Annotated in this window: 24 protein-coding genes; 11 read left to right on the top strand and 13 right to left on the bottom strand. The window is 61.3% G+C overall.

The window, feature by feature from the left end; genetic code table 11:
- Positions 1 to 93: 93 nt before the first annotated feature.
- On the bottom strand, positions 94 to 963 hold the full coding sequence (locus ACEN8Z_RS18990; RefSeq protein WP_495595244.1) for a LysR family transcriptional regulator: 870 nt from the start codon (positions 961 to 963) through the stop codon (positions 94 to 96).
- A 113-nt stretch (positions 964 to 1,076) separates the two neighbouring features.
- Here ACEN8Z_RS18990 and ACEN8Z_RS18995 point away from each other — a divergent pair, with 113 nt between their 5' ends.
- On the top strand, positions 1,077 to 1,502 hold the full coding sequence (locus tag ACEN8Z_RS18995) for a VOC family protein (protein WP_108229425.1): 426 nt from the start codon (positions 1,077 to 1,079) through the stop codon (positions 1,500 to 1,502).
- Positions 1,503 to 1,642: 140 nt separating this feature from the next.
- Here the strand turns inward: ACEN8Z_RS18995 and ACEN8Z_RS19000 are convergent, their stop codons facing one another.
- The 4 genes from ACEN8Z_RS19000 to ACEN8Z_RS19015 form a co-directional block, all read right to left on the bottom strand.
- Positions 1,643 to 2,224: a GGDEF domain-containing protein gene (locus tag ACEN8Z_RS19000; protein ID WP_495595245.1), complete on the bottom strand. Its 582-nt coding sequence runs from the start codon at positions 2,222 to 2,224 to the stop codon at positions 1,643 to 1,645.
- A 74-nt stretch (positions 2,225 to 2,298) separates the two neighbouring features.
- Positions 2,299 to 2,880 (bottom strand): hypothetical protein, encoded by a 582-nt coding sequence (locus ACEN8Z_RS19005; protein WP_495595246.1) that lies wholly within the window; start codon positions 2,878 to 2,880, stop codon positions 2,299 to 2,301.
- A gap of 1 nt (position 2,881) precedes the next feature.
- A complete protein-coding gene (locus ACEN8Z_RS19010; protein WP_495595247.1) occupies positions 2,882 to 5,050 on the bottom strand; it encodes a xanthine dehydrogenase family protein molybdopterin-binding subunit in 2,169 nt (722 codons plus the stop codon).
- 25 nt (positions 5,051 to 5,075) lie between these two features.
- Positions 5,076 to 5,531 (bottom strand): (2Fe-2S)-binding protein, encoded by a 456-nt coding sequence (locus ACEN8Z_RS19015; protein ID WP_008004588.1) that lies wholly within the window; start codon positions 5,529 to 5,531, stop codon positions 5,076 to 5,078.
- Positions 5,532 to 5,854: 323 nt separating this feature from the next.
- On the opposite strand from ACEN8Z_RS19015, the gene ACEN8Z_RS19020 reads away from it, so the two are divergent.
- Positions 5,855 to 6,358, top strand: coding sequence for a VOC family protein (locus ACEN8Z_RS19020; protein WP_495595248.1), 504 nt, complete (start codon positions 5,855 to 5,857; stop codon positions 6,356 to 6,358).
- Positions 6,359 to 6,391: 33 nt separating this feature from the next.
- Positions 6,392 to 7,225, top strand: coding sequence for an AraC family transcriptional regulator (locus tag ACEN8Z_RS19025; protein ID WP_495595249.1), 834 nt, complete (start codon positions 6,392 to 6,394; stop codon positions 7,223 to 7,225).
- Between the two features lie 265 nt (positions 7,226 to 7,490).
- Here the strand turns inward: ACEN8Z_RS19025 and ACEN8Z_RS19030 are convergent, their stop codons facing one another.
- Positions 7,491 to 8,078: a LysE family translocator gene (locus ACEN8Z_RS19030; protein ID WP_495595250.1), complete on the bottom strand. Its 588-nt coding sequence runs from the start codon at positions 8,076 to 8,078 to the stop codon at positions 7,491 to 7,493.
- Positions 8,079 to 8,169: 91 nt separating this feature from the next.
- A complete protein-coding gene (locus tag ACEN8Z_RS19035) occupies positions 8,170 to 9,501 on the bottom strand; it encodes an aminotransferase-like domain-containing protein (RefSeq protein WP_495595251.1) in 1,332 nt (443 codons plus the stop codon).
- Between the two features lie 89 nt (positions 9,502 to 9,590).
- On the opposite strand from ACEN8Z_RS19035, the gene ACEN8Z_RS19040 reads away from it, so the two are divergent.
- The 5 genes from ACEN8Z_RS19040 to ACEN8Z_RS19060 all read left to right on the top strand — a co-directional run bounded on the left by ACEN8Z_RS19040 (position 9,591) and on the right by ACEN8Z_RS19060 (position 13,953).
- A complete protein-coding gene (locus ACEN8Z_RS19040; RefSeq protein ID WP_495595252.1) occupies positions 9,591 to 10,487 on the top strand; it encodes a DMT family transporter in 897 nt (298 codons plus the stop codon).
- Positions 10,488 to 10,578: 91 nt separating this feature from the next.
- Positions 10,579 to 11,199 carry a LysE family translocator gene (locus ACEN8Z_RS19045; RefSeq protein ID WP_442096544.1) on the top strand — a complete coding sequence of 207 codons (621 nt, stop codon included), beginning with the start codon at positions 10,579 to 10,581 and terminating at the stop codon, positions 11,197 to 11,199.
- A gap of 202 nt (positions 11,200 to 11,401) precedes the next feature.
- On the top strand, positions 11,402 to 12,484 hold the full coding sequence (locus tag ACEN8Z_RS19050; RefSeq protein ID WP_495595253.1) for a bifunctional transcriptional activator/DNA repair enzyme AdaA: 1,083 nt from the start codon (positions 11,402 to 11,404) through the stop codon (positions 12,482 to 12,484).
- 34 nt (positions 12,485 to 12,518) lie between these two features.
- Positions 12,519 to 13,331, top strand: a complete 813-nt coding sequence (locus tag ACEN8Z_RS19055) for an isocitrate lyase/PEP mutase family protein (protein ID WP_495595254.1) — start codon at positions 12,519 to 12,521, stop codon at positions 13,329 to 13,331.
- A 4-nt stretch (positions 13,332 to 13,335) separates the two neighbouring features.
- A complete protein-coding gene (locus ACEN8Z_RS19060; RefSeq protein WP_495595255.1) occupies positions 13,336 to 13,953 on the top strand; it encodes a DNA-3-methyladenine glycosylase family protein in 618 nt (205 codons plus the stop codon).
- Positions 13,954 to 14,081: 128 nt separating this feature from the next.
- On the opposite strand, the gene ACEN8Z_RS19065 is transcribed toward ACEN8Z_RS19060, so the two are convergent.
- The 3 genes from ACEN8Z_RS19065 to ACEN8Z_RS19075 form a co-directional block, all read right to left on the bottom strand.
- Positions 14,082 to 15,179, bottom strand: coding sequence for an extracellular solute-binding protein (locus ACEN8Z_RS19065; RefSeq protein ID WP_495595256.1), 1,098 nt, complete (start codon positions 15,177 to 15,179; stop codon positions 14,082 to 14,084).
- 2 nt (positions 15,180 to 15,181) lie between these two features.
- Positions 15,182 to 16,291, bottom strand: a complete 1,110-nt coding sequence (aguA, locus tag ACEN8Z_RS19070; protein ID WP_008004605.1) for an agmatine deiminase — start codon at positions 16,289 to 16,291, stop codon at positions 15,182 to 15,184.
- A 100-nt stretch (positions 16,292 to 16,391) separates the two neighbouring features.
- A complete protein-coding gene (locus tag ACEN8Z_RS19075) occupies positions 16,392 to 17,276 on the bottom strand; it encodes a LysR substrate-binding domain-containing protein (RefSeq protein ID WP_008017542.1) in 885 nt (294 codons plus the stop codon).
- A gap of 184 nt (positions 17,277 to 17,460) precedes the next feature.
- Between ACEN8Z_RS19075 and ACEN8Z_RS19080 the strand changes: the two genes are divergently transcribed.
- Positions 17,461 to 17,949 (top strand): GFA family protein, encoded by a 489-nt coding sequence (locus ACEN8Z_RS19080; RefSeq protein ID WP_429486834.1) that lies wholly within the window; start codon positions 17,461 to 17,463, stop codon positions 17,947 to 17,949.
- A gap of 124 nt (positions 17,950 to 18,073) precedes the next feature.
- On the opposite strand, the gene ACEN8Z_RS19085 is transcribed toward ACEN8Z_RS19080, so the two are convergent.
- Entirely contained in the window at positions 18,074 to 18,682 is a 609-nt protein-coding gene (locus ACEN8Z_RS19085) for a MiaE family protein (protein ID WP_007986374.1), read from the bottom strand.
- 162 nt (positions 18,683 to 18,844) lie between these two features.
- On the opposite strand from ACEN8Z_RS19085, the gene ACEN8Z_RS19090 reads away from it, so the two are divergent.
- Entirely contained in the window at positions 18,845 to 19,708 is an 864-nt protein-coding gene (locus ACEN8Z_RS19090) for a universal stress protein (RefSeq protein WP_495595257.1), read from the top strand.
- 126 nt (positions 19,709 to 19,834) lie between these two features.
- Here the strand turns inward: ACEN8Z_RS19090 and ACEN8Z_RS19095 are convergent, their stop codons facing one another.
- Positions 19,835 to 20,305, bottom strand: a complete 471-nt coding sequence (locus ACEN8Z_RS19095; RefSeq protein ID WP_204928837.1) for a DUF1289 domain-containing protein — start codon at positions 20,303 to 20,305, stop codon at positions 19,835 to 19,837.
- A 457-nt stretch (positions 20,306 to 20,762) separates the two neighbouring features.
- On the opposite strand from ACEN8Z_RS19095, the gene acnB reads away from it, so the two are divergent.
- The gene (gene acnB, locus ACEN8Z_RS19100) at positions 20,763 to 23,363 is read left to right on the top strand and encodes a bifunctional aconitate hydratase 2/2-methylisocitrate dehydratase (RefSeq protein WP_108229406.1); all 2,601 of its coding nucleotides are present in this window, start codon (positions 20,763 to 20,765) and stop codon (positions 23,361 to 23,363) included.
- A gap of 185 nt (positions 23,364 to 23,548) precedes the next feature.
- Here acnB and ACEN8Z_RS19105 read toward each other — a convergent pair whose 3' ends face one another.
- Positions 23,549 to 25,201, bottom strand: a complete 1,653-nt coding sequence (locus ACEN8Z_RS19105; RefSeq protein WP_495595258.1) for a SulP family inorganic anion transporter — start codon at positions 25,199 to 25,201, stop codon at positions 23,549 to 23,551.
- Positions 25,202 to 25,271: the final 70 nt, after the last annotated feature.

The raw sequence follows: 25,271 nt of genomic DNA on the forward strand, positions 1-25,271 counted from the left end.
AGGAGCGAGCTTGCTCGCGAAGGTCGTCAACGATAACGCGTGTAGTCTGGATGAACGCAGCGGGCCCGTTTTTTTTCGCGAGCAAGCTCGCTCCTACAGGGGGCTGCGTTGTTTCAGACATTGCGCAAACAACTGCTGAATCGGCTGTGTCCGTTGGCTATAGCGCTGCAACAGTACGATCTCCCGATAGAACGTCAATTCGCCCAGCGGGATGATTCGCACCCCGGCCCCATGCTCAAGCCATAACCCCGCCTCCGGCAGCAGGGAAATCCCCAAGCCGCACTCGACCATTTTGACAATGGCCTCCAGTTCATCCAGCTCCAGTGCCACCTGCACCTCGATCTGCCGTTCACGCAGAAACCGCGTCACCAGCCGCCCGCCAAACGAATTGCGGTCGTAGCGCACATGAGGGTGCTCGGCGAGCAGTTGCAACGGATCATCGCCGTCCAGATCCGCCGGTACGATCAGCACGAACGGCTCCCGGCGAATCACCTGCGCGAACAACTCCTTGGGCAACTCAAACGGCGGCTTGATCAGGATCGCCAGGTCCACTTCGCCGGCATCTACCTGACTCAGCAGGTTCAGTGACACCCCGGGCACCAGCTTGGGCTCCAGCAAGGGAGCCTGTTGGCGCAGTCGCAACAGCGCCTGGGGCAGCAGCCCGGTCTGGGCGGTCGCCACCGCGCCGATTTTCAGTTTGCCGCGGTACTCACTGACATCGTCACTGACGGCCATGCGGCTGAAGGTTTCAAGCATTTCCCTGGCCATCGGCAATGCACGCTGCCCCGCCGCATTGAGCAGCGCCTGGCGGCCGGTACGATCGAAAAGACGGATGCCAAGGGCTTGCTCCAGATTGCGAATCTGCGCGCTGACCGCCGATTGCGTCAGGCCGATGTGCATGCCGGCCGCGGCGAAGGTGCCGTGATGCGCTACGGCCACAAAGGTCTTCAGTTCTCGCAACATATCAGCCTCGATTGATCGAAATAATTTGAGCTCGATGCAAAAATTATCGTCTTTCAATCAAAAATCACAGGACTAAACTCAACACACTCCCACCCTCCACCGAGGTTCGCCCGATGCAACTGTCCCCTTTTCACTTGGCCATTCCGGTCTACGACTTGCCTGCCGCCCGACACTTTTATGGCGAGGTGTTTGGCCTGGAAGAAGGTCGATCAAGCGATCACTGGGTGGATTTCAATTTCTTCGGCCATCAACTGGTAATCCACCTGGCACCGAAAAACCCTGCGCAGGAAGCCGCGCACACCAATGCCGTTGATGGTCACGATGTGCCAGTGCCGCATTTTGGTGTGGTGCTCGGGATGGCAGAGTGGGAGGCGTTGGCCGAGCGACTGAAGTCACTGGGGACTCGCTTCGTGATCGAACCGGGGATTCGTTTTCAGGGGCTGGTGGGTGAACAGGCAACGATGTTTCTGTTTGATCCTTGCGGTAATGCGCTGGAGTTCAAGGCGTTCAAGGATATCGGGCAGTTGTTTGCCAAGTAAGGATATGCGGTGCCTGTCAGGCCTCTTCGCGGGCAAGCCCGCTCCCACAGGGTCTTGAGGTCATCCGGTCATTTGAGAACAACGCCGGACATTGTGGGAGCGGGCTTGCCCGCGAAGAGGCCCGCAAATACAACACAGTCCTAGCGGCTCATCACACTTTCGGCCTCCCCCAGCAGTTCCTCGATCGAGCCATGAACAACCGGGTCATATTCAATCTGGACAACACTGAACCGAATGTCATAACAGCGATGCGCCGTGGCATTGCGCTCATCGAGTATCTCATCGAGTCGTGCCTTGATCGCTGCAATCTCGACGACGCTGGAACCGGTCAGCAACGCCACGAACCGGTCGCCTTCGAGTCGGCCGACCACATCGTTTTCACGAAAGCCGATACGCAGGACATCGGCGAACGTCTTCAGCGCATCGTCACCTTTGGCCCGGCCATACAGATAGTTCATGCGCTTGAATTCATCGAGGGTGAAGTACAGCAGCGTCGCCGGCGTCCCCACCTCCCGGCAGGCGTTCAGCCCGAGCCGGGCCAGCTCGGTGAAGCCATGGCGATTGGACAGCAGCGTCAGCTCGTCCATGCTCGCCATTTGCACGCCCGCCAACTCTTGCTCGGCCCGACGAGCCAGATCACGCAGCCGTTCACGTTCTTGCTGTGGCGTGAGCAACGGGTTGGCGGATCGGCCCGATTTATCCGTTTTGCCTGAGATCAACATCGTTCACTCCCTTGGCGGGTATGCACGTTAGAGTCGCCCATACCCACATTGACTCCCTGTTAACGTGCCGCTGGTCAGCTACCCGCCACCGGGCACGGCCCTCCCGCATCGGCCCAGCGCTTGAACCGGGCGACGAAGATATCGTGCGGCACCGGCACCGGCGCGCGATTGCCGCCCGGATTCCAGCCCCACAGCACCAGTTTGTCGTCGCTGACGTGCTTGATCAGCGCCGCGAAATCCCGATCGCCGTTGCTGGAGCGATCCTTGATCATCGCGCATAGCCGATCGGCTGGCAGGCCGATCCAGGCCATCCGCTGCGCGGCCGGCGGCAGGCTCCAGTGCGGCGCCCCGGGTGGCGCATGCGGACCGTAACTGGCCGGCGGATTGCTTTGCGCATGGCACGTTGTACAGGGCAACCCGGCCGAACCCTTGCCGTCCATGCCACGCACGACATTCATGGCGTGAGGCACCCCGGCATCGAATTGCAGCGGCGAATCACCGGGAATGTGGCAGTTCTGGCAACGGGGGCTCTGGAAGACTTTCTGCACGGTGTCGAACGCCTGCAAGGCCTCGCGGTCATCGGCGAACACGTGCGATGCGTAGGCTATGAGACAGACCAGGATCACCGTCCCAAGCAACCAATGATGTCGTTTCATCTCACACCCCCGACAGCTGCAACGGCAGCTCGCGCAGGCGCTGTCCGGTCAGGGCAAACACCGCATTGGCCACTGCCGGCGCCGTGGGTGGCACACCGGCTTCGCCGATACCGCCGGGTTTGTCGCTGCTGGGCACGATATGCACTTCGACCACCGGCATTTCGTTGAGCCGCAGCACCTGATAGTCGTGATAGTTGGACTGCACCACCTGCCCGTCCTTGAGCGTCAGTTTGCTGTGCAAGGCGAAGCCGAGGCCAAAGGTGATGCACGATTCCATCTGCGCAGCGATGCTCTGTGGGTTGACCGCAATGCCGCAGTCCACCGCGCACACCACCCGGTGCACACGGATGGCGAGGTTGTCCTGGGACACCTCGGCCACCTGAGCCACATAGCTGCCAAACGACTCATGCACCGCCACACCCAGTGCATGACCATCCGGCAGAGGCGCTTTCCAGTTGGCCTTCTCCACCGCGAGGTTCAGCACACCGAGGTGGCGCGGATGGTCCTTGAGCAAGGTGCGTCGATAGTCCACCGGATCCTTGCCGGCCGCCGTGGCCAGCTCATCGATCAGCGACTCCATGACAAACGCGGTGTGGGTGTGCCCCACCGAACGCAGCCACAACACGCTGATGCCGGTTTTCGGTGAGTGCAGTTCGATCTGGTGATTGGCCAGTCCTTCGATGTAGGGGCTATCGGCCACGCCTTCGACCGAGGTCTTGTCGATCCCGTCCTTGACCATGGTCGCTTCAAGTGAGGTCCCGGCCATGATCGACTGTCCGACCATCACATGCTTCCAGGCCAGGGGCAGGCCGTCGGCGCCCAGCCCGATACGCGCATGGTGCAGGAACGCCGAACGGTAATAGCCGCCACGGATATCATCCTCCCGCGCCCACACGGTTTTCACCGGTCCACCGGCGGCCTTGGCGACATACACCGCTTCGCTGACGAAATCCGAGGTCGGATTGGCCCGTCGCCCGAAGCCGCCACCGAGAAACTCGGTATGGATCTCGACCTGTTCCGGTTTGAGCCCGGTGATTGTCCCGGCGACCATCTGGTCCAGGGTCTGGAACTGGGTGCCGGTCCAGATTTCGCATTTGTCCTTGGTGATGCTGACCGTGCAATTCAGCGGTTCCATCGGCGCGTGGGCCAGATAAGGCACACTGTATTCGGCGTCGATGGTCTTTGCCGCTTTCGCCAGCGCAGCCTGGGTATCGCCCGCCTGACCGGCGTTCAGGCCGGAGGTAGTGGCGAGTTTGCGGAAATTTTCCAGTAGCGCCTGGCTGTCGAGCCCGGCGTTCGGCCCCGGGTTCCACTCGATTTTCAGCGCATCGCGCCCCAGCTTCGCCGCCCAGTAATGATCGGCAATCACCGCGATACCCGTCGGCACTTGCACCACTTTATGCACGCCCGGAATCGCCAGCGCTTCGGCGCCTTCAAAGGATTTGACGCTGCCACCGAAGGTGGGTGAACGGGCGACCATGGCGGTCATCAGGCCGTCGAACTGCACGTCCATACCGAACTTGGCCCGGCCGGTGATTTTCTCCGGGGTGTCCAGGCGCCTGGTGGGCTTGCCGATCAGCCGCCAGTCTTTCGCGTCCTTGAGTTTGATCGAGGCCGGGTCCGGCCGTGACAATTGCCCCGCGTCATCCGCCAGTTCGCCATAGGTGGCACGGTGCTCACCGGCAATAACCACCCCCGACTCTGTATGAATCTCCGACGGCGCAACGTTGAAACGTTTGGCCGCCGCTTCGATCAACATCAAGCGCGCCGCCGCGCCGGCCAGGCGATAGCGGTCGAACTCCATCCAGGTCGAGGTCGAACCACCGGTGATCTGCATCCCGCCAAACCCGGCCATGCCGTAATCGGCGGCCGATGCAGGGGAATGCTCGACGCGGATCTTCGACCAGTCGGCGTCCAGTTCTTCGGCGATCAACATGGTCAGGCCGGTCCAGATGCCCTGGCCCATTTCCGAGTGCCCGAGCAGCACGGTGACGCTGTTGTCGTTACCAATGCGCAGGAAGGCGTTTGGCGCAAACACGTTGCCCTGGTTCTGTGCGCCCATGGCGAAACGGTGGGCACCGGGCATGACAAACGCGACCACCAGCCCACCGCCCAGCACGGCACTGCCCTTGAGAAAGCCACGGCGCGATATCGCATTGATGCTGTTCATGGCACAAGCTCCCTTCAACCCGGCCTCAACCCAGCTCGGCGGCGCGTTTGACCGCTGCGCGAATCCGCGGGTACGTGCCGCAACGGCAGATGTTGCCGGACAGTGCCTGATCGATGTCGCTGTCGGTCGGTTTCGGAATTTTCGCCAGCAACGCCGCCGCCGACATGATCTGCCCGGACTGGCAGTAGCCACACTGGACCACGTCAAGTTCCGCCCAGGCCTGTTGAACCGGGTGCGAACCGTCCGCAGACAGGCCTTCGATGGTGAGAATTTTCTGCCCTTGGGCCACGGCCGTGGCCGGCGTGATACAGGCGCGCCGCGGAGCGCCGTCGACATGCACGGTGCAGGCCCCGCATTGGGCTATGCCACAGCCGAATTTGGTGCCGGTGAGGTGGGCGACATCGCGCAAGACCCAGAGCAGCGGCATGTCGGCGGGGACATCCAGCTCCTGATCCTGGCCATTGATGTTCAGGGTCAGCATGGCGCAGTTCCTCAGACTCACGGTGACCTGAAGGGGCATCGCTGCGGCCTTGTAAAGCCTGCGCGCGCCTCGGGCTATCCCTTCAGCTAAGCGCAAATTTGCCGGCAGGCCGTGGTGCATCGACCACCGGTCATGAAAAAGCCGCCTCTAAGGGCGGCCATGGAATCGCTCGCCAGCGCCTTGGTCTCACCTCACAGACAGTCCTTTTGACTACGTTTACGCAACACTGGGGCAAATTTGTCGATCTACGGTACGGCCAGACGACCAGAGGCTGACTACGCTGAAAGTCCGGAACATGCGCAATCTGCAGAGGAGTTGGCACCATGCAACGCGTACAAAAACTCACGCCCTGCCTGTGGTTCGACGATCAGGCCGAAGACGCGGCGAAATTCTATTGTTCGATCTTCGATCATTCGAAAATCACTGCCGTCACCTATTACGGCCACGCCGGTTTCGAGTTCCACGGCCGGCCTGAAGGCTCGGTCATGACCGTCAGCTTCGAGCTTGACGGGCAGAGCTTCACCGGCCTCAACGGCGGGCCGATGTTCAAGTTCAGTGAGGCGGTTTCGTTTCAGGTCAATTGTCTGTCCCAGGAAGAAGTCGACCATTACTGGGGCAACCTGTCGGCAGGTGGTGCGCCCGAGGCCCAGCAATGCGGTTGGCTCAAGGACAAGTTCGGGCTGTCGTGGCAGATCGTCCCCGTCGCGATGATGGACATGATCAAAGACCCCGACACGAAAAAATCCCAACGGGCCATGGAGGCGATGATGCAGATGAAAAAACTCGATATTGCGACGTTGCAGCGCGCCTTTGACGGCGAGAGCTAATACACTCGGGCGCTGACCTGCCGAGGAGTGAGCATGAAGCACGCCGTTGCCAAAAACGCCGACAAGGCCCCGCGCTTCTGGCGCGATGACGCCCTGCCCTTCATCGAAGCCCGCTCCATCGCCGACGGGCGCGAAGTCTGCTACACCCGGCACGCCCACGAGCACTTTTCCATCGGGGCGATCACCGCCGGGCGCAGCACCTATCTCCATGAGCAGTCAGCATTCGAGGTCAGCGTCGGCACGGTCGTGCTGATGAACCCCGGCGACGTCCACGCCTGCAACCCGATCGAAGACCAACCCTGGTCATACCTGATGCTGTACGTCGATACGCCGTGGCTGACCGATTTGCAGCATCAGCTCGGGTTCAGCGATGACGCGGCGTTTCGCCGCTTTTCGCTGACCCATACCCGGGACGCCCAGCTGTTTGCCGGCCTCGCGGGCTTGTATGAGGTACTGGTCGATCCTCAGCAAGACGTGCTGCGCAAACACAGCGTGGCCGTGGAGTTCTTTACCGAGGTTCAGCTACGACTCAACCCGGTCGATCAGCCGCTGCGCGAACCCAATTTCAAGCTGGAGCGTGCTGCTGATTACATCCGCGACCACTGCACGCAAACCCTCAAGCTCGAAGACATATGCGAGGCGGCGCAACTGTCGCCGTCCTACCTGATCCGCGCCTTCAAACAGCATTACGGCATGACGCCCCACGCGTTTCTGGTGAACCGGCGCATCCAGTTCGCCCAGGATCAATTGCGCAGCGGCAAGCTGATTGCGGACGTGGCACTGGAAGCGGGGTTCGCCGATCAGGCGCATTTTCAACGGGCATTCAAACAGCATTTGGCGGCGACGCCGGGGCAGTATCGGGGGTGAGCCCTGTGGCATTACCTGAATCTGTGGCCTGATTGAATCTGTGGCCCAGTTCAATTTATGGCCTGGTTAAATCTGTGGCGAGGGGGCTTGTCGGAATGCCGCACCACCCCGTTGGGCTGCGAAGCGGCCCCCGGCGTTCTTCCAGTCATACTCTGCATGCAGGTTTTACGACGGCTTCGCCGCCGAACGGGGGCAAGCCCCCTCGCCACAACAAGCCCCTTTGCCACGACAAGCTACCTCGCCACAACACCTGTAGTGACTGCAGTTACGGCAGCAACAGATAAACCGCACTCACCACCAGCAGCAACGCCATGACGCGATTGAACAGGCGCATGCCGGCCGGGTTGTTCAGGAAGCCACGCAGAAACGTCCCGGCATAAGCCCAGCAACCGACCGACGCATAGCAGATCACCAGATAAATCGCGGCGAATTGCCAGACCAGGCGCGCCTCGCCATCGGCGACAAACGCGCCCATGCCGGCCACGCAGGCCAGCCAGGCCTTCGGATTGAGCCATTGCATGATGGCGCCATACAGCATCGACGGGGCTTGCGCCGATTCGCTGGCTTGCACCTGCCCATTGTCGGCTGCCAGCTTGAAGGCCATGTACAACAGAAAGGCTACGCCCGCCCATTGCACCCCCTGTGTCAGCGCCGGCCACTGTTGCAACAACTCATGCAGGCCCAACCCCATCAGCACCAACAGCAAGACAAACCCCAGCGTGGCCCCGGCCACGTGACGCTGGCTGGCCCGGAAGCCAAACCGCGCGCCGGAGCTCAACGCCACAATATTGACCGGCCCCGGCGTGATGGAAGCGACCAGCGCAAACGCCGCCATGGACATCATCAGACTCATTGCACACCTTCTTCCATCGAATTGAACAAGGCCCTCAAGGTAAAGAGCCGAGCGGCTCGCGTATTGAAGAAAACTGCCCTGTCCGGCCTTGCTATGAGTAATAGCTCACGACGCTTTTCACTTTGGTCAGGGCAATGCGCAGCGAGTCCATGTCCACAGAGCCCAACGCCAGGCGTATCGCGTGCGGTACATGGGTCGAAATCGCAAAGGGCTCGGCCGGCGACACCGACACCTGTTCGCGCATCAGCGCCATGGCGATCTGGTCGGCCCGGGCGTCTTCCGCCAACGGTAGCCAGATGAAGTAGGAATTCGGGTGACCGATGGTCCTGAGCCCCACCAACACCTCGCGGGCCAGGGCTTGCCGGGCCCGGGCGTCTGCCCTTTTTTGCTCTTCCAGCTGGCTGACAGTGCCATCGTCGAGCCAGGCCGTGGCGATGGCGGTCATCACCCCAGGGGTGTTCCAGGTGGTCGCCATGATGGTGCGCTCGAGGGCGGCGATCCATTGCGCGGGCGCAGCAATGAACCCGACGCGAAAGCCTGTGGCGACATTCTTCGACAGACCGGACACGTACACCGTCCTCTCCGGCGCCAGCTCGGCCAACGGTGGCGGTACGTTTTCGGCCAGGAACGCATAGGCGGCGTCCTCGATGATCGTCAGGTCATGCTGGCGTGCTATCGCCACCAGTTGCTCGCGCTGATCGGCGTCCATCACCCAGCCCAGCGGGTTATGCAAGGTTGGCATCGAGTAGACGGCCCGCACTGATCGGCTGCGGCAGAGTTTTTCCAGGGCAGGCAGGTCAGGCCCGGTATCTGTGACAGGAATGGGCAAGACTTCCAGGTGCAGGGTTTCGGCCAGTGTCTTGAAACCGGGATAGGTCAGCGCATCAGCGGCAATCACATCGCCGGGCTTGAGCAGCGTCATCATCGTCACCGCCAGGCCATGCTGGGCGCCGCTGACGATCAACACCTGCCCGGCCGGCACGTTCAGCCCGCGCTCAGCCAGATGGCGCGCGACCGAGGCCCGCTCGTGCAGGCGCCCCGCGTGGGGCTGGTAACGCAGGAGGGATTCCAGATCTCCGGACAACGCCAGTTGACGCAAGGCATTGCGCAACAGGTCGGCCTGACCGGGCAATGACGGATAATTGAAATTCAGGTCAATCATCCCCGCCGCCACCACATGCTGCGAAATACCCTGCCCCGGCGGCAGCGAAGTCTCCCTGACAAAGGTCCCGCGCCCGGTTTCGCCGCTGACCAGGCCCATGCCCTCCAGCTCGGCATACACCCGGCTGGCGGTGACCAGTGCCAAACCGTGCTCAGTGGCCAGTTGACGGTGAGTCGGCAGGCGCGTGCCGGGCGGCAAACGCCCGGAACGGATGTCGGCGGCAAAGGCATCCACCAGCGTCTTGTAGCGGGATCGAGGCATGTCGAGATGTATCCATGACAATTTTTTGATTGTATCGATAGTCGCTCATACGATGAGTTTCGTGCAATCAGACAATGAGCGTGAGCCAAATGGAACGGACTTCGAACCTGCAACACCGGACACTGGAAAGCAGCACCAGCGGCTGGATCAACGGCCTGATCGGCGTAGTGATTTTCAGCGGCTCGCTGCCGGCAACACGGGTGGCGGTGCTGGAGTTCGATCCGGTGTTCCTGACGGTCGCGCGCGCCACCATCGCGGCGATCCTGGCGCTGTGCCTGCTGGGGTTATTCAAGGAAAAACGTCCGGCGCGCCAGCAACTGATACCGCTGACCATCGTGGCCCTGGGCGTGGTTATCGGGTTCCCCCTGTTGACCGCGCTGGCACTGCAATACGTGACGTCCGCGCACTCCATCGTCTTCGTCGGCCTGTTGCCCCTGGCGACAGCAGTGTTTGGCGTACTGCGCGGCGGCGAGCGGCCACGGGCGGCGTTCTGGATTTTCTCGGTGCTGGGCAGTCTGCTGGTGGTCGGGTTTGCCCTGTCGCAAGGGCTGACCGCTTCCCCCCAAGGCGACATTCTGATGCTGCTGGCCATCCTCGCCTGCGGCCTGGGTTATGCCGAAGGCGCGAAGCTGTCGCGCACGCTCGGTGGCTGGCAGGTGATCAGCTGGGCGCTGGTGCTGTCGCTGCCGGTCGTGGCGGCGCTCAGCTGGATGCGCATGCCGGCTTCGTTCACCGGCATCAGCACGCCGGCCTGGTTCAGCCTGGCCTACGTCTCGCTGTTCAGCATGCTGATCGGTTTCGTGTTCTGGTATCGCGGGCTGGCCCAAGGGGGCATCGCCGCCGTTGGGCAATTGCAGCTGCTTCAGCCGTTTTTCGGGCTGACCCTGGCCGCCACCCTGCTGCATGAACATGTCAGTGTCGGCATGCTGGGTGTCACCGTTGCCGTGATCCTCTGCGTCGCCGGGGCGAAAAAGTTCGCCAAATAATCCCTGATACGGTGGTTTAGACCCATGACTGTATGGGTCTGGCCACCCGTGAGCTGTGATAAAAATAGCGCTCTTGCTTCAGGAGCCCACCATGGACCTCGCCACCCTCACCCTGTTTCTGCCGGCCTGCTTCGCCCTCAACATGGCACCCGGCCCCAACAACCTGCTGTCGGTCAGCAATTCGACCCGCTATGGCTACCGCACCGCGTGCGTGGCCGGTATCGGCCGGTTGCTGGCGTTCGCCGGGATGATTGCCCTCGCCTCGGCGGGGCTGGCGGTGGTGTTGCAAACCTCTGAGCTGCTGTTCTACGCCATCAAGATCCTCGGCGCGGCCTACCTGTTCTACCTCGCCTGGCAATTGTGGCGCGCCGATCCCGGCGTCGAAAACCTGGTCAGCACAGCCCCCGTAGGCACGCTGGCACTGGCCCGGCAGGAATTCCTGGTAGCGGCCGGCAACCCCAAGGCGATTCTGATTTTCACCGCGTTCCTGCCGCAATTCGTCGACTCGACCCACGCCATTGCGCCACAGTTCGTGGTGTTGGGGGCGTTGTTTCTGGTGCTGGAGTGGATCGCGATTGGTGCCTATGCCTACATGGGTTTGCACATGCGTCGCTGGTTCGCCAGGCCGTCGGGCAAGCGGATATTCAATCGCTGCTGCGCCGGGTTGCTGTCGGCGGCGGCCTCGGTACTTCTGATGGCCAGACGCGCCTGAAGGATTAGCATTTACCTAATGTGGGAGCGGGCTTGCTCGCGAAGGCGTAGTGTCAGTCACCTCAATGTCGAATGACACTCCGCCTTCGTCGGAACGCCGCCCGGAGCAAGCCCGCTCCCACAGGGTGAAATCAATTTCCAGTCCGGAATTCGCTGTCGATTTTCCGGTGGAGGTCGCCCATGACGCGATCTATGCTGCGCCCATGAACCTACAAAAAACGCTGCTTCCGCCCCGTGCCGAGATGGTTCGCGCCATGCTCGAGCGAGACACCTCCTACGAGGGGGTGTTTTTCACGGCGGTCAAGACCACAGGCATTTTCTGCCGCCCCGGTTGCACCGCCCGCAGCCCGAAGCCGGAGAATGTCGAGTTCTTTGCCAACGCCGAACAATGCCTGGCGGCGGGCTATCGCGCCTGCCTGCGCTGCAAACCGCTGGATACCGCCGCCAGCGCACCGGACTGGGTGCAGAAACTGTTCAAGTCGGTAGACGCCGACCCTGAGCAGCGCTGGACCGACGCCCAGCTACTGGCCGAAGGCATCGAGCCACTGAAACTGCGTCGCTGGTTCAAGCAGCATTTCGGCATGACCTTCCACGCCTGGCTGCGCGCCCGGCGCCTGGGCATGGCGTTGGGCGGGATCAAGCAGGGCGACTCCATCGACGCCGCCGCATTCGACTCCGGCTACGAGTCCCTGAGCGGTTTTCGCGATGCCTTTCAGAAGTCGTTTCACATCACACCGGGCCGCGCGGCCAACAGCGAGCCGTTGTTGTTCACGCGCCTGACCACGCCGCTGGGGCCGATGATCGCCATGGCCGAACGGCGTGGGCTGGTACTGCTGGAGTTTCTCGATCAGCTATCGCTGAATCCAGCGGTCGAAGCGCTGCAACACCGTTTTGGTTATGCCGTGGCGCCGGGGCACAACGCGCACTTGCAGCAGATCGAAGAGCAATTGTCCGCGTATTTCGCCGGCACACTCACTGAGTTCAGCGTGGCCTTGCACATGCCCGGTAGTGAATTCTCCCGTCAGGTCTGGGCCGAACTGGCGAAAATCCCCTACGGCCGGACCACCACCTACGGCGCCATCGCGGCGACTCTGGGCAAGCCCGGTGCCAGCCGGGCGGTGGGCCTGGCCAATGGGCATAACCGCTTATCGATTGTCGTGCCGTGCCACCGGGTGATCGGTGCCGACGGTTCGTTGACCGGCTACGCTGGAGGCCAGCCGCGTAAGGCGTTTCTGCTCAGGCTGGAAAACGCAGAGGTACAGCTCACTGAGCAATTGGCGTTCTGATCCCCCACAGGTTTTTCATAAGGAAGGAAACTCGATGGACAGGCTCGACAATCAACTGCACCAACTGCATCACGAGGGTTTGCTGATTCTCACCAACGTCGCCGATGCCGCCGGGGCGCGGCTGGTGGAGCAACTGGGCAACAAGGCCGTGGCCACCAGCAGCGCGGCGGTGGCCTGGATGCATGGTTACCCCGATGGCAACACCCTGCCCCTTGAGCGTCTGGTCTCGACGGTCGAGTCGATTGCCCGAGTCATTTCGGTGCCGCTGACCGTGGACATCGAGGCCGGTTATTCCGATGATCTGGAACGAGTGGCACAGGTGGTTGACGCCGTGATCGCCGCAGGCGCTGTCGGGATCAATATCGAGGACGGCTCCTCGCCGCCGGAGCTGCTGGTACGCAAGATTGAAACTGCCCGCCAGGTGGCCGATCGCCGTAACGTGAACCTGTTTATCAATGCGCGCACCGATGTGTACCTGCGGGGCCTGGTGCCTGCCGAAGATCGCGTCGCGGAAACCCTCAGGCGCGCTGCGCTGTATCAGACGGCTGGTGCCAATGGCCTGTTTGCCGCGGGCGTAACCGCCGAGTACGAGATCAAGGCGCTGTGCCACGGCACCTCGCTGCCGCTGAATGTGCTGGGGTTCCCGGGCCTGCCGTCGCCCGAAGCGCTTGAAGCACTTGGCGTACGCCGTCTGACCGCCGGTTCCGGCATCGCCGAATTCCTCTACGGTGCCATGGCCGGCATTGCCCAAAGCTTTCTGCAAACCGGCAAGTTCGATACCCACAACCTGAAGGCTTTCACCTATGGCGAAATCAACGCCCTGTTGAAACCGTCCGGGAAAGCCTGAGCCCATGTCCGACGCCTATCTGGCGGCCAGTAAGTTCCTGGCCGCCATCGATGACGACTGGCGCCGCCACATCGACGCCATCGGCCCGTGCCTGCACCAGCCGCATGCTGCGCGTGATCCGTATGAGTCGCTGGTGCGGGCGATCGCCTATCAGCAACTGCATGCCAAGGCCGGCGATGCGATTGTCGGCCGGCTGCTGGCGCTGTTCGGTTCAGGCTCGTTTCCCAGGCCTGAACAGATCGTCGCGACCGATTTCGACCGACTGCGCAGTTGCGGGTTTTCCGCGAGCAAGATCGCGACCATCCAGGGCATCGCCCAGGCGTCGCTGGACGGCGTGGTGCCGGATTACGCCACGGCCCTGGCCATGGACGATGAAGCGCTGATCGAGCGTTTGATCACGTTGCGCGGTGTGGGGCGCTGGACCGTGGAGATGCTGCTGATCTACAGCCTGGAGCGCCCGGACATCCTGCCGGCCGACGACTTTGGCGTGCGTGAGGGTTATCGACGGCTCAAGGGGCTCCAGGTGCAGCCGACGCGCAAGCAGATGATCGAGATCGGCTCGGCGTGGAGCCCGTATCGGACGGTGGCCTCCTGGTATTTGTGGCGGGTGCCAAACAAATAGACCGCGTCATCGTTTTTCGCGAGCAAGCCCGCTCCCACAGTGTCCGAGTCGTACACAAAAAATATGTATACCGCTAAACCTGTGGGAGCGGGCTTGCCCGCGAAGACGTCAGTCCAGTCAACACAGCATCACAACCCCGACTTCAACCGACTGAACGCCCGAATCAAAGCCCGGTTGAACGCCTTGCCATTGTCATTCTTGCTGTAAAGCGAAGCCCTGACCGCGGCCGTCGGGTACGTCCCCGGATCATTGCGAATCGCCGGGTCGATCAAGTCGTCCGCCGCCGTGATCGCATTGGCGTAATGGATGCTGTCGGTGATCGGCGCGATCACTTCCGGGGTCATCAGGTAGTCCATCAAAGCCAGGCCGGCCTTCGGATGCGGCGCATCCCTGGGAATGACCATGGCATCGAACCAGATCAACGTGCCTTCCTTCGGAATGCGATATTTCAGTGAATACGGTTTGTTCGCCGCCTCTGCCTGGCCCGCCGCGATGCCCACGTTGCCGTTCCACGACATCGCCACGCAGGTATTGCCGTTGGCCAGGTCGCTGATGTTCAGGTCGTTGTCAAAGTAGCGAATGTACGGACGAATCTTCGCCAGTTGCTGCTCGGCCAGCTTCAGGTCATCGAGGCTCTGGCGGTTGATGTCCAGGCCCATGTACTTCATGACCGCCGCAACCACTTCGTTGGGATCGTTGAGCAGGCTGACCCCGCAATCGGCGAACTTCGAGACCACGGCCGGATCGAAAAGCATTGCCCAACTGTCTGTCGGTGCGTCGGGCAGGCGCTTCTTGACTGCCTCCTCCTGATAGCCCACACCGGTGGTGCCCCAGGCGTAGATCCCGGCATAGCGGTTGCCCGGATCGAACACCGCCATGTGCTGGCGGAACTCCTCGCCGACGCCGGCAAAGTGCGGCAGTTGCTGCTTGTCGACCGCCTGCACCGCGCCACTCTCGATGGCTCGGGACAGATGCTGCCCCGCCGTCAACACCAGATCGTAACCACTGCGGCCGGTCAACAGTTTAGTCTCGACGGTTTCCAGGGAGTCGAAGTGGTCGGCTACCACATGGATGCCGGTTTTCGCCTCGAAGTTCTTCAAGGTGTCCGGGGCCAGGTACTCGCCCCAGATGTACAGATTGACCACCGGTTTGGCGGTATCGGCGGCCTGCACACACAGGGGTGCAAGCACCAGCAGTATTGCTTGAGTCAGTTTGTGCAGGCCCATTTTCACACTCCTTTGCCAGCGTACTGTGGCATAGTGATGCACGCGACGTTGCCGCCACCGAGGAGGATTTCCCGGGAGTTTTCGATGCCGACGATGTTGTGTTCAGGGAACAACTCGGCCAGGGTCGCCTGCGCCACTTTGTCGTTACGATCACCAAACAGCGGCACCACGATGGTTCTGTTGCCTGCGTAGTAGTTGATGTACGACGCGCAGATTTTCGTCCCGGCCTGACGGGTATGGGTGCTGTCTTGCTGGTCCAGCCCTTCGGCTTCTTCGGCCGTCCACTCCAGCACATCCGGTTGCGGCAGCTTGTGCACGATCAACTCGCGGCCACGACTGTCGCGAGTGCTGCGCAGGATGTCGTAGGCCTCCTGATAGATTTCCCACTGCGGGTCATCGCGATTGTCGGTCCATTGCAACACCACTTCGCCAGGACGCACGAAGCACGCGAGGTCGTCGACATGACCATCGGTTTCGTCGAACTTGCAGCCCCGTGGCAGCCAGATGACTTGCTCGGCACCGAGGTAGTCGGTCAGGCGGCGGGTGACTTCGTCCTTGCCCAGATGCTGGTTGCGGTTGCGGTTGAGCAAGCACTGTTCGGTGGTCAGGATGCTGCCCTGGCCATCGCTCTGGATGCCGCCCAGTTCGGCGATCAGCGGCGCACGATAGCGGTCGAAGCGTTCGATTTCGAGGATTTTGCTGGCGATCTGGTCGTCCTTGTCCCACGGGTAGTAGAGGCCACCGTCGAGCCCGCCATAAGCGTTGAATTCGAAGTCCACGCCGCGCACTTCGCCGCTCCGATCGTTGACCACAAAACACGGGCCGCTGTCGCGGAACCAGGTGTCGTTGCAGGTCATTTCCACCACACGCACTTGCGGCGGCAACTGCCGGCGCGCGGTGGCGAACTGTGCCGCCGAAGCGCACACGGTGACCGGCTCGCTCATGGAAATGGCAGTGACGATCTGCACCCAGACTTTCTGCGCCGGCTTGGCACCGTTGCGCCAGACGTCGGTGCGCTCCGGCCAGCCGAGCCAGCAACCGGACTTGGCTTCGAATTCGCCGGGCAGACGGAAACCGTCCTGTTTGGGAGTGGTGTCGAGCAAACGCGCCATGGTCAAACCTCTTTGGCAGGGATTGGAATGACCACAGGCTAAGGGCGTTGGCGACTGGCTCGCCAACGATGATTATTTCGGAATACTTGAATTCAACTCATCAATCGAGCAACTGATCGTTGAACCATTCCAGCATCTGCGCCACCGCCGGACGCTCCAGCCGCACCCGTTCGCACACCAGCGCGTATTGGCCCAGGGCGGTCATGCTCGAGGTAAACGGCCGTACCAGCCGACCGCTGAGCAAATCTTCCTGGGCCGTCAGGTTGTCCCCCATGGCCACGCCCTGCCCCTGCGCAGCCGCTTCCAGCGCCAGCCCGGCATGAGCAAAATACAACTGCCGGTCGGGGCGCTGATCGCCGGCATGGCTGGTGAGCCAGGCGGTCCAGGTCTTGCCGTCCTGGTCGTCGTGCAGCAGGCAATGGCGGGCCAGGTCCTTCGGGGTTTTCAGGGTGCCCTGGTTGAACAGGCCGGGGCTGCACACCGGGAAGAACTGCAACGCCGGCAGCGGCCGGACGAAATACGCGGTGCTGTCCACCGGGCCGGTGCCGTAGGTGATCGCCAGATCTATGTCTTCCCCAGGCGCCGTGGCGTCGATCGGTTGTTCGTACAGATGCAAGGTGATGTGCGGATAGCGCGCGTAGAAATCCGTGAGACGGCTCATCAGCCACTTTTGTGCCAGCTCGGCGGTCACCGCCAGACGCAACACCGCCAGGGATGACGGATCACGCAGTTCGTCGCAGGCATCGCCAATCAGTTCGAACGCCTGCTGCAAACTCTGCATCAGGCGCCCGGCCGCCAGGGTCGGGCGAATCTGCCGGCCTTCGCGCACGAACAGCGATACACCGAGTTGCTCTTCGAGTTGGCGAATCTGATGGCTGACCGCGCTGTCGGTGACACACAACTCAGCCGCAGCCCGACCGAAATGGGCGTGGCGGGCGGCGCATTCGAAGGTTCGCAGGGCTGCCAGGGAAGGTAGTCGTCGCATCAGGTCATGTCCCGGTTTCGAGGTGGACATGCTGACTTGGCCGTTGGTGGGCGTCCAGTGAGACTGCGTTATCGTTCATCGCGAGCAGGCTCGCTCCTACAGGAATCACCGCCAGACACAGATGCCAGGGTAACCCCGACGGTCTAGGCTGTTCCGGGTACGCTCAAGACAGCTGGAGGCTCCCATGCAACTCGAAGGTTCCTGCCATTGCGGCGCGGTGTCGTTCAGTTTGACTAGCGCCCACCCCTATCCTTACCAGCGTTGCTACTGCTCGATCTGTCGCAAGACCCAGGGTGGCGGCGGCTATGCGATCAACCTCGGTGGCGATGCCGCCAGCCTGAAGGTGCGCGGGCGCAAGCATATTGCGATCTACCACGCACGGCTCAAGGACGAAGGTGACAAACGCGCCCACAGCAGCACGGCCGAGCGGCATTTCTGCTCGGTCTGCGGCTCGGGCCTATGGCTGTTCAGCCCGCAGTGGCCGGAATTGATTCACCCGTTCGCCTCGGCCATCGACACGCCGCTGCCGGTGCCGCCGGAGCACACGCACCTGATGCTGGGTTCGAAGGCGCCGTGGGTTGAGGTCCAGGCGCAGCCAAGGGATAAACAGTTCGATGTGTACCCCGAAGAGTCCATCGCGCAATGGCATGAACGCCTGGGTTTGAGCCGTTAGCTTTTGTGTTGCTGATGGCCTCTTCGCGAGCAAGCCCGCTCCCACAGGGGATTTGTGAGCGACACAGATCGAGTGTGGGAGCGGGCTTGCTCGCGAAGGCGTCCGCAAAAACAACACCGAATAATCAGGCCGCAGCAGGCACACCGCTGTGAAAACGGAATTCCACGTCCGGCGACTCGATCAGTTCCTGCTCGGCGGCGCGGACCTTGTCGATCACCTGGGCGATGTCCTTGGCGTCGCCGTACTGGTAGGCCAGTTTCAGGTAACCCTGGAAATGCCGGGCCTCGCTCTTGAGTAAACCAAAATAGAACTTGCCCAGTTCTTCGTCCAGATGCGGCACCAGCGCTTCGAAACGCTCGCAACTGCGGGCCTCGATGAACGCCCCTACCACCAATGTGTCCACCAGCTTCACCGGTTCGTGACTGCGTACCACCTTGCGCAACCCCGACGCGTAGCGCCCGGCGGACAGCTGGCGCAGTTCGATCTTGCGGCGTTTCATCAGGCGCATGACCTGTTCGTGGTGCACCAGCTCTTCCCGGGCCAGGCGCGACATCATGTTGATCAGATCGACGTGGGAGTGGTACTTGGCGATCAGGCTCAACGCGGTGCTGGCGGCCTTGAATTCGCAGTTCTTGTGGTCGATCAGCAGAGTTTCCTGATCGGCCAGCGCAGCCTGGATCCAGCCGTCGGGGGTGCGGCAGCCAAGGAACTCGTGAATTTCGGGAAGGATCATGGGGCTCACGGAAAAATAGGTTCAAAACGAAGGGCGCCGATTATACCGGCCTGCCCGCAGACCACCAGTCGCCAACCGTTGATATGCATCAAGTCCCCGAATCGCAGTCAGCAACTATAGTTGTGCAACGTCGTGCATTTTTATTTTCAGGAGATCCCGCTCATGCAAGCCGTACGCAGCATTCTGGTGGTCATCGACCCCGAACACTCCGAAAGCCTGGCGCTGAAACGGGCCAAACTGATTGCCGGCGTGACCCAGGCGCATTTGCACCTGCTGGTGTGCGACCCCAAGCATGATCACAGTGCGATGCTGAGCGTACTCAAGGCCGCTTTACTGGAGGACGGCTACAGCGTCACCACCGAGCAGGCCTGGAATCGGAGCCTTCACGAAACCATCGTCGATGTGCAGCAAGCAGAAGGTTGCGGCCTGGTGATCAAGCAACACTTTCCCGACAGCGCACTGAAAAAGGCCCTGCTGACACCCGAGGACTGGAAATTGCTGCGCCAATGCCCTTCCCCGGTGCTGCTGGTGAAAACCGCAGGTTCCTGGAAGGGCAAGGTGATTCTGGCGACCATCGATGTCGGCAACTCCGACGACGAACATCGCCACCTGCACAACACCATCATCGATCACGGCTATGACATCGCCAGCCTGGCCAAGGCCGATTTGCACGTAGTCAGCGCCCATCCTTCACCGATGCTGTCAGCAGCAGACCCGACTTTTCAGCTCAGCGAAACCATCGAGGCGCGCTATCGCGAACAGTGCAAGGCGTTCCAGGCTGAATTCGACATCGACGATGAACATCTGCACATCGAGGAAGGCCCGGCGGACGTGCTGATTCCATTCATGGTGCACAAGCTGCAGGCGGCAGTGACGGTGATCGGTACCGTGGCCCGTAGCGGGTTGTCAGGGGCGTTGATCGGCAATACCGCGGAAGTGGTGCTCGATTCGGTCGAGAGCGACGTGCTGGTGCTCAAACCGCAGGAGATCGAGGATCATCTGGAGGAGATTGCCGGCAAGCATTGAGATTTGTGGTGTTTGGCCGGACGCCATCGCGAGCAAGCTCGCTCCCACAGGGGAGTTGCGTCGTTCACAAACCCTCTGTGGGAGCGACGGTGCGGCGATCCGACTTGCTCGCGATGCTTTTAAAACTCAGCCTTCAAACGCGTCCTTGAGAAACCCCGGCGCTATGTAGCGCTGATAATGCGCCTCGGAGAGCAGGAAAAATTCCCGATCAATGGCATCGCGCAATTCCGGCAGGTTCCAGTCGCGAAACTCCGGTAGCAACACCATCCCGTAGGCTTCCAGGTTGTTGATCACCCGCGCGCCCCGGGCGATCAACTGATAGGCCCAGCAATATTCCGACTGATGGGGCACGAAGCGGATCTTGCGTTGCTCCAGCTGCATTCTCAGCAGTGCCGGATCGAAAATTTCCACCTTGGCGGCCATCACCTGCGACAGCAACTGCTCAAGACGCAGCCACACCGCGCGCTTTTCTTCCTCGTTGTAACCGTTCCAGTGGATCACTTCGTGGTGGAAACGCTTGCAGCCACGGCACACCAGGTCACCGTAAACAGTGGAGCAAAGGCCGACGCAGGGTGTCTTGATGGTCTGATTGGGCATAGGTAGGCAAAACGCGAAAAAGCAGAACAGGCCGGCATGTTAGCCCTTTGTCCGCCATTGATCACCCCTCAAAGTTAAGGGCCCGGAGTGAATCGGGGTTTGCCGGCCGCCACCACCAAAGTCCAATAAAACCTGACTTACCTTTAATTTTTTTTTGCCGTAGAATCAGCCTGCCTTTTTAGGCGCCAATGTCCGTTAGAAGCTGTTTTCAAAGCGTCACGAGCACAGTCGTTCCTTCAGAGCGGTGTTGGCGAGGGGTTTTTCCAGCGGGGAAAAGCCCAACGCCAACCCTCATCAGCTCCCGTTCTGCAGGCGTAAAACTTTGAAAGCAGCTTCTGTAAGGAATTGTCGGTAATTCTGGCCAAGTGGCTCACAACGCCATGCAGCGCATGAGTACGGCAATTTCGGGATGAGCGTCCCGGACACCCATTTGGGACCACTGATGAGGGTAATAACTGTGCTTGAAGCCTACCGCAAACATATCGAAGAGCGCGCAGCACTGGGTATCGTTCCCCAGCCGCTAAACGCCGAACAAACTGCAGGCCTGGTCGAGCTGCTGAAAAATCCCCCGGCTGGCGAAGAAGCATTCCTCGTTGACCTGATCACCAATCGCGTTCCGCCAGGCGTGGACGAAGCTGCCTATGTGAAGGCCGGCTTCCTGTCTGCCATCGCCAAAGGCGAAGCCAAATCCCCTCTGATCGACAAGAAGCGCGCTGTTGAACTGCTCGGCACCATGCAGGGCGGCTACAACATCGTGACGCTGGTCAACCTGCTGGACGACGCCGAACTGGCACCAGTAGCTGCCGAAGAACTCAAGCACACCCTGCTGATGTTCGACGCCTTCCACGACGTCGCCGAAAAAGCCAAGAACGGTAACGTTCACGCCCAAGGCGTGCTGCAATCCTGGGCTGACGGCGAGTGGTTCGTGAAGCGCCCGACCCTGGCCGACAAGATCAGCCTGCGCGTGTTCAAGGTCACCGGCGAAACCAACACCGACGACCTGTCCCCTGCGCCTGACGCCTGGTCCCGTCCAGACATCCCGCTGCACGCCCTGGCCATGCTGAAAATGGCTCGCGACGGCATCGTGCCGGACGCACAAGGCGTCACCGGTCCGATGAAGCAGATCGAAGAAATGCGCAACGCCGGCTTCCCGATCGCCTACGTCGGCGACGTGGTCGGTACCGGTTCTTCGCGTAAATCGGCCACCAACTCCGTACTGTGGTTCTTCGGCGACGACGTTCCTTTTGTACCGAACAAGCGTGCCGGTGGTTTCTGCTTCGGCAGCAAAATCGCTCCGATCTTCTACAACACCATGGAAGATGCTGGCGCACTGCCAATCGAATTCGACGTTTCCAACATGCACATGGGCGACGTGATCGACCTGTACCCGCATGCTGGCAAAGTCTGCAAGCACGGCACCGACGAAGTCCTGACCACCTTCGAAATGAAGACCCCGGTCCTGCTGGACGAAGTTCGCGCTGGCGGCCGTATTCCGCTGATCATCGGCCGTGGCCTGACCGAAAAGGCTCGTGCCGAGCTGGGTCTGCCACCTTCGACCCTGTTCAAGAAGCCTGAAGCACCGGCTGAAAGCACCAAGGGTTTCACCCTGGCGCAGAAAATGGTCGGCAAGGCTTGCGGCGTGACCGGCGTTCGCCCGGGCACCTACTGCGAACCGAAGATGACCACCGTGGGTTCCCAGGACACCACCGGTCCAATGACCCGTGACGAACTGAAAGACCTGGCGTGCCTGGGCTTCTCGACCGATCTGGTGATGCAGTCCTTCTGCCACACCGCGGCTTATCCAAAGCCGATCGACGTGACCACCCACCACACCCTGCCTGACTTCATCATGACCCGCGGCGGCGTTTCCCTGCGTCCGGGCGACGGCATCATCCACTCGTGGCTGAACCGCATGCTGCTGCCGGACACCGTCGGTACCGGTGGTGACTCCCACACCCGTTTCCCGATCGGCATCTCGTTCCCGGCCGGTTCCGGTCTGGTTGCGTTCGCCGCGGCCACTGGCGTCATGCCGCTGGACATGCCTGAGTCGATCCTGGTTCGCTTCAAAGGCGAACTGCAGCCAGGCGTCACCCTGCGTGACCTGGTTCACGCCATTCCTTACTACGCGATCCAGGCTGGCCTGCTGACCGTAGAGAAGAAAGGCAAGAAGAACGCCTTCTCCGGTCGCATCCTGGAAATCGAAGGTCTGCCTAAACTGACCGTAGAGCAAGCGTTCGAACTGTCTGACGCCTCGGCTGAACGTTCGGCTGCCGGTTGCACCATCCAGCTGTCCAAAGAGTCGATCGCTGAATACCTGCAGTCCAACATCACCCTGCTGCGCTGGATGATCGGCGAAGGCTATGGCGATGCACGTACTCTGGAACGTCGCGCTCAAGCGATGGAAGCCTGGCTGGCCAACCCTGAGCTGCTGGAAGCGGACAAGGACGCGGAATACGCCGAAGTCATCGAGATCGACCTGGCCGACATCAAGGAGCCTGTGCTCTGCGCGCCGAACGATCCGGACGACGCTCGCCTGCTCTCCAGCGTTGCTGGCGAGAAGATCGACGAAGTGTTCATCGGTTCGTGCATGACCAACATCGGTCACTTCCGCGCTGCCGGTAAACTGCTGGAACAGGTCAAAGGTCAGCTGCCAACCCGTCTGTGGCTGTCGCCGCCGACCAAGATGGACGCTCACCAGCTGACCGAAGAAGGCTACTACGGCATCTACGGCAAGGCCGGCGCTCGCATGGAAATGCCAGGTTGCTCGCTGTGCATGGGTAACCAGGCACGTGTAGAGCCGAACTCGACTGTCGTGTCGACTTCGACTCGTAACTTCCCGAACCGTCTGGGTGACGGCGCGAACGTCTACCTGGCTTCGGCTGAGCTTGCGTCCGTGGCTTCCATCCTGGGTCGCCTGCCGACCGTCGAGGAGTACATGGAATACGCTGGCAAGATCGACAGCATGGCGGCCGATGTCTACCGCTACCTGTCCTTCGACCAGATCGCCGAGTTCCGTGAAGCTGCTGCGAACGCCAACATCCCGGTCGTTCAAGCCTAACGCTGCAAAGCAATGAAGAACGCCGCCCATCGTGAGATGAGCGGCGTTTTTTTATGCCTTCTGCTTCAGCCCCCTACCCCTGTGGGAGCGAGCTTGCTCCGGGCGGCGTTCCGACGATAGCGGTCTGTCTGTTACATCCATGTCGACTGACCCGCCGCTATCGCGAGCAAGCTCGCTCCCACAGGTTATGCGTACGGCTTGAGCGCCTGCTGCACCGCCCCATCCACACTCAAACCACTCAGAATCACACCGCTGGATTGCACCTGCGGCAATGCCGCCAACGCCGTTTGTGCGTCGTCCTTGAGACGCGCCAGAATCAGCCGCTTGCCCTCCTGATGCACCCGCACAAAAAACTCCTGCAACGCCTCAATGCTGGTGCCATCCAGATCCGGCGACTCCTCCAGACTGAGAATCACCGTATGAATCGGCGTTTGCGAATGCCGGATCAAGCGCAAGGCAGCGCCGAGAATCCGCTCGACGTTGGCAAAGAACAACGCTTCACCCGGTCGCACAATCAATACACCTGGCACTGTTTGCGCCGCAGAATGGCGTTGCAGATCGACAAAGTCGTGACCGCCATCGATGCGCCCCAGAATCTGGATGTCCGCCGCCGACATCTGCTTGAGCATCAGCAACACACTGATCGCCACCGCCACCAGCAAGCCGTCCAGCACCCCCAGCACCAGCACCGCGCCCACGGCGCAGATCACCAGCAGACGGTCACGGCGCCAGATGAAATACCGTCCCAGCGGTTGCAGGCTCAAGCCGCGCCCCAAGGCATGAATGACGATGGCGGCGAGGATCGGCTCCGGGGTCAGGGCGATATACGGCAGCACCGTCAGAACAATGAGCAGCACCACCAGCGCTGCCACAATTCCGGCCAGGCGTGAAGTGGCACCCGCCGCCTCGTTCGCCGACGTTGCCGAATACCCGGCTCCCGCCGGCATGCCGTGGAATAGACCGGACAGCAGATTGGAAGCCCCCAGCGCCAGCAAATCGCGGTTCGAGGTGACGCGGTCACCATGCTTGAGCGCATAAGAACTGATCGAGCCATAAGACTCCGCATACAGAATCATCACCATGGCGAACGCCAATTCACCCAGACGCAGCCAGTCGGCAAATGCCAGTACCGGCAACTTCGGCACTTCGAGACTCAAGTCGATCACGCCGATCAGCTTCACGTCATAGGCCGGCAGGTTCAGCCACTGCCCCGCCGCAATGCCAATGACCACCACCAACAAACCACCTGGCAGGCGCCGAAACCGTGCGAACAGCCATAACAAGGCCAATGCCACGGCGCCGACGCCAGCCGCCACCCAGTTCCATTGCGGCAGTTGCTCCAGCAATTGCGGCAGAAAGCGCACCAGGTTGGCATCGGTCAAATGCACGCCGACCACGCTGGCGACCTGTTTGAGAATGATGGTCAGCGCCAGGCCAAAGGCAAAACCGCGCAGCACCGGTTTGGCGATGAACGACGTCACGCTGCCGAGCTTGAACAGCCCGGCCAGCAAGAAAAACGCCCCGGTCACCAGCACCAGGCCGATGGCCAGCGCCGACCGCAGTTGCGGATCGCCATTGGCCAGGGTGGCGGTCGCAGCGGCCAGCACGGCGGCGGAGGATGAAGTGGCCGAGACAATCGCAAAGCGGCTGGTGCCCAACAACCCATAACACAGCAACCCGGCGAACAAGGCGATCACCCCGGCCTGGGGTGCCAGTGCGGCGATGCTTGAATAGGCAACCGCTTCGGGCAGCAGCAGGCCGGCAATCGACAAACCTGCCAGCAGATCCTGCCAGCGATTGGGTTGTTCAACGGGGTTTGGCGGTGAGGCGCTCGACAATCCGGTGTCTCCAGGCGAAAAAAAACCGCTGCACGTATCACGTGCAGCGGCCACTGTAGCTGTCAATCCG

This window comes from Pseudomonas sp. Pseusp10, assembly GCF_059492225.1.

What these genes read in the sequence shown, in the direction of transcription:
- ACEN8Z_RS18990 (WP_495595244.1), bottom strand. Translation starts at nt 963, where the DNA reads ATGTTGCGAGAACTGAAGACCTTTGTGGCCGTAGCGCATCACGGCACC.
- ACEN8Z_RS18995 (WP_108229425.1), top strand. Translation starts at nt 1,077, where the DNA reads ATGCAACTGTCCCCTTTTCACTTGGCCATTCCGGTCTACGACTTGCCT.
- ACEN8Z_RS19000 (WP_495595245.1), bottom strand. Translation starts at nt 2,224, where the DNA reads ATGTTGATCTCAGGCAAAACGGATAAATCGGGCCGATCCGCCAACCCG.
- ACEN8Z_RS19005 (WP_495595246.1), bottom strand. Translation starts at nt 2,880, where the DNA reads ATGAAACGACATCATTGGTTGCTTGGGACGGTGATCCTGGTCTGTCTC.
- ACEN8Z_RS19010 (WP_495595247.1), bottom strand. Translation starts at nt 5,050, where the DNA reads ATGAACAGCATCAATGCGATATCGCGCCGTGGCTTTCTCAAGGGCAGT.
- ACEN8Z_RS19015 (WP_008004588.1), bottom strand. Translation starts at nt 5,531, where the DNA reads ATGCTGACCCTGAACATCAATGGCCAGGATCAGGAGCTGGATGTCCCC.
- ACEN8Z_RS19020 (WP_495595248.1), top strand. Translation starts at nt 5,855, where the DNA reads ATGCAACGCGTACAAAAACTCACGCCCTGCCTGTGGTTCGACGATCAG.
- ACEN8Z_RS19025 (WP_495595249.1), top strand. Translation starts at nt 6,392, where the DNA reads ATGAAGCACGCCGTTGCCAAAAACGCCGACAAGGCCCCGCGCTTCTGG.
- ACEN8Z_RS19030 (WP_495595250.1), bottom strand. Translation starts at nt 8,078, where the DNA reads ATGAGTCTGATGATGTCCATGGCGGCGTTTGCGCTGGTCGCTTCCATC.
- ACEN8Z_RS19035 (WP_495595251.1), bottom strand. Translation starts at nt 9,501, where the DNA reads ATGCCTCGATCCCGCTACAAGACGCTGGTGGATGCCTTTGCCGCCGAC.
- ACEN8Z_RS19040 (WP_495595252.1), top strand. Translation starts at nt 9,591, where the DNA reads ATGGAACGGACTTCGAACCTGCAACACCGGACACTGGAAAGCAGCACC.
- ACEN8Z_RS19045 (WP_442096544.1), top strand. Translation starts at nt 10,579, where the DNA reads ATGGACCTCGCCACCCTCACCCTGTTTCTGCCGGCCTGCTTCGCCCTC.
- ACEN8Z_RS19050 (WP_495595253.1), top strand. Translation starts at nt 11,402, where the DNA reads ATGAACCTACAAAAAACGCTGCTTCCGCCCCGTGCCGAGATGGTTCGC.
- ACEN8Z_RS19055 (WP_495595254.1), top strand. Translation starts at nt 12,519, where the DNA reads ATGGACAGGCTCGACAATCAACTGCACCAACTGCATCACGAGGGTTTG.
- ACEN8Z_RS19060 (WP_495595255.1), top strand. Translation starts at nt 13,336, where the DNA reads ATGTCCGACGCCTATCTGGCGGCCAGTAAGTTCCTGGCCGCCATCGAT.
- ACEN8Z_RS19065 (WP_495595256.1), bottom strand. Translation starts at nt 15,179, where the DNA reads ATGGGCCTGCACAAACTGACTCAAGCAATACTGCTGGTGCTTGCACCC.
- aguA (WP_008004605.1), bottom strand. Translation starts at nt 16,291, where the DNA reads ATGGCGCGTTTGCTCGACACCACTCCCAAACAGGACGGTTTCCGTCTG.
- ACEN8Z_RS19075 (WP_008017542.1), bottom strand. Translation starts at nt 17,276, where the DNA reads ATGCGACGACTACCTTCCCTGGCAGCCCTGCGAACCTTCGAATGCGCC.
- ACEN8Z_RS19080 (WP_429486834.1), top strand. Translation starts at nt 17,461, where the DNA reads ATGCAACTCGAAGGTTCCTGCCATTGCGGCGCGGTGTCGTTCAGTTTG.
- ACEN8Z_RS19085 (WP_007986374.1), bottom strand. Translation starts at nt 18,682, where the DNA reads ATGATCCTTCCCGAAATTCACGAGTTCCTTGGCTGCCGCACCCCCGAC.
- ACEN8Z_RS19090 (WP_495595257.1), top strand. Translation starts at nt 18,845, where the DNA reads ATGCAAGCCGTACGCAGCATTCTGGTGGTCATCGACCCCGAACACTCC.
- ACEN8Z_RS19095 (WP_204928837.1), bottom strand. Translation starts at nt 20,305, where the DNA reads ATGCCCAATCAGACCATCAAGACACCCTGCGTCGGCCTTTGCTCCACT.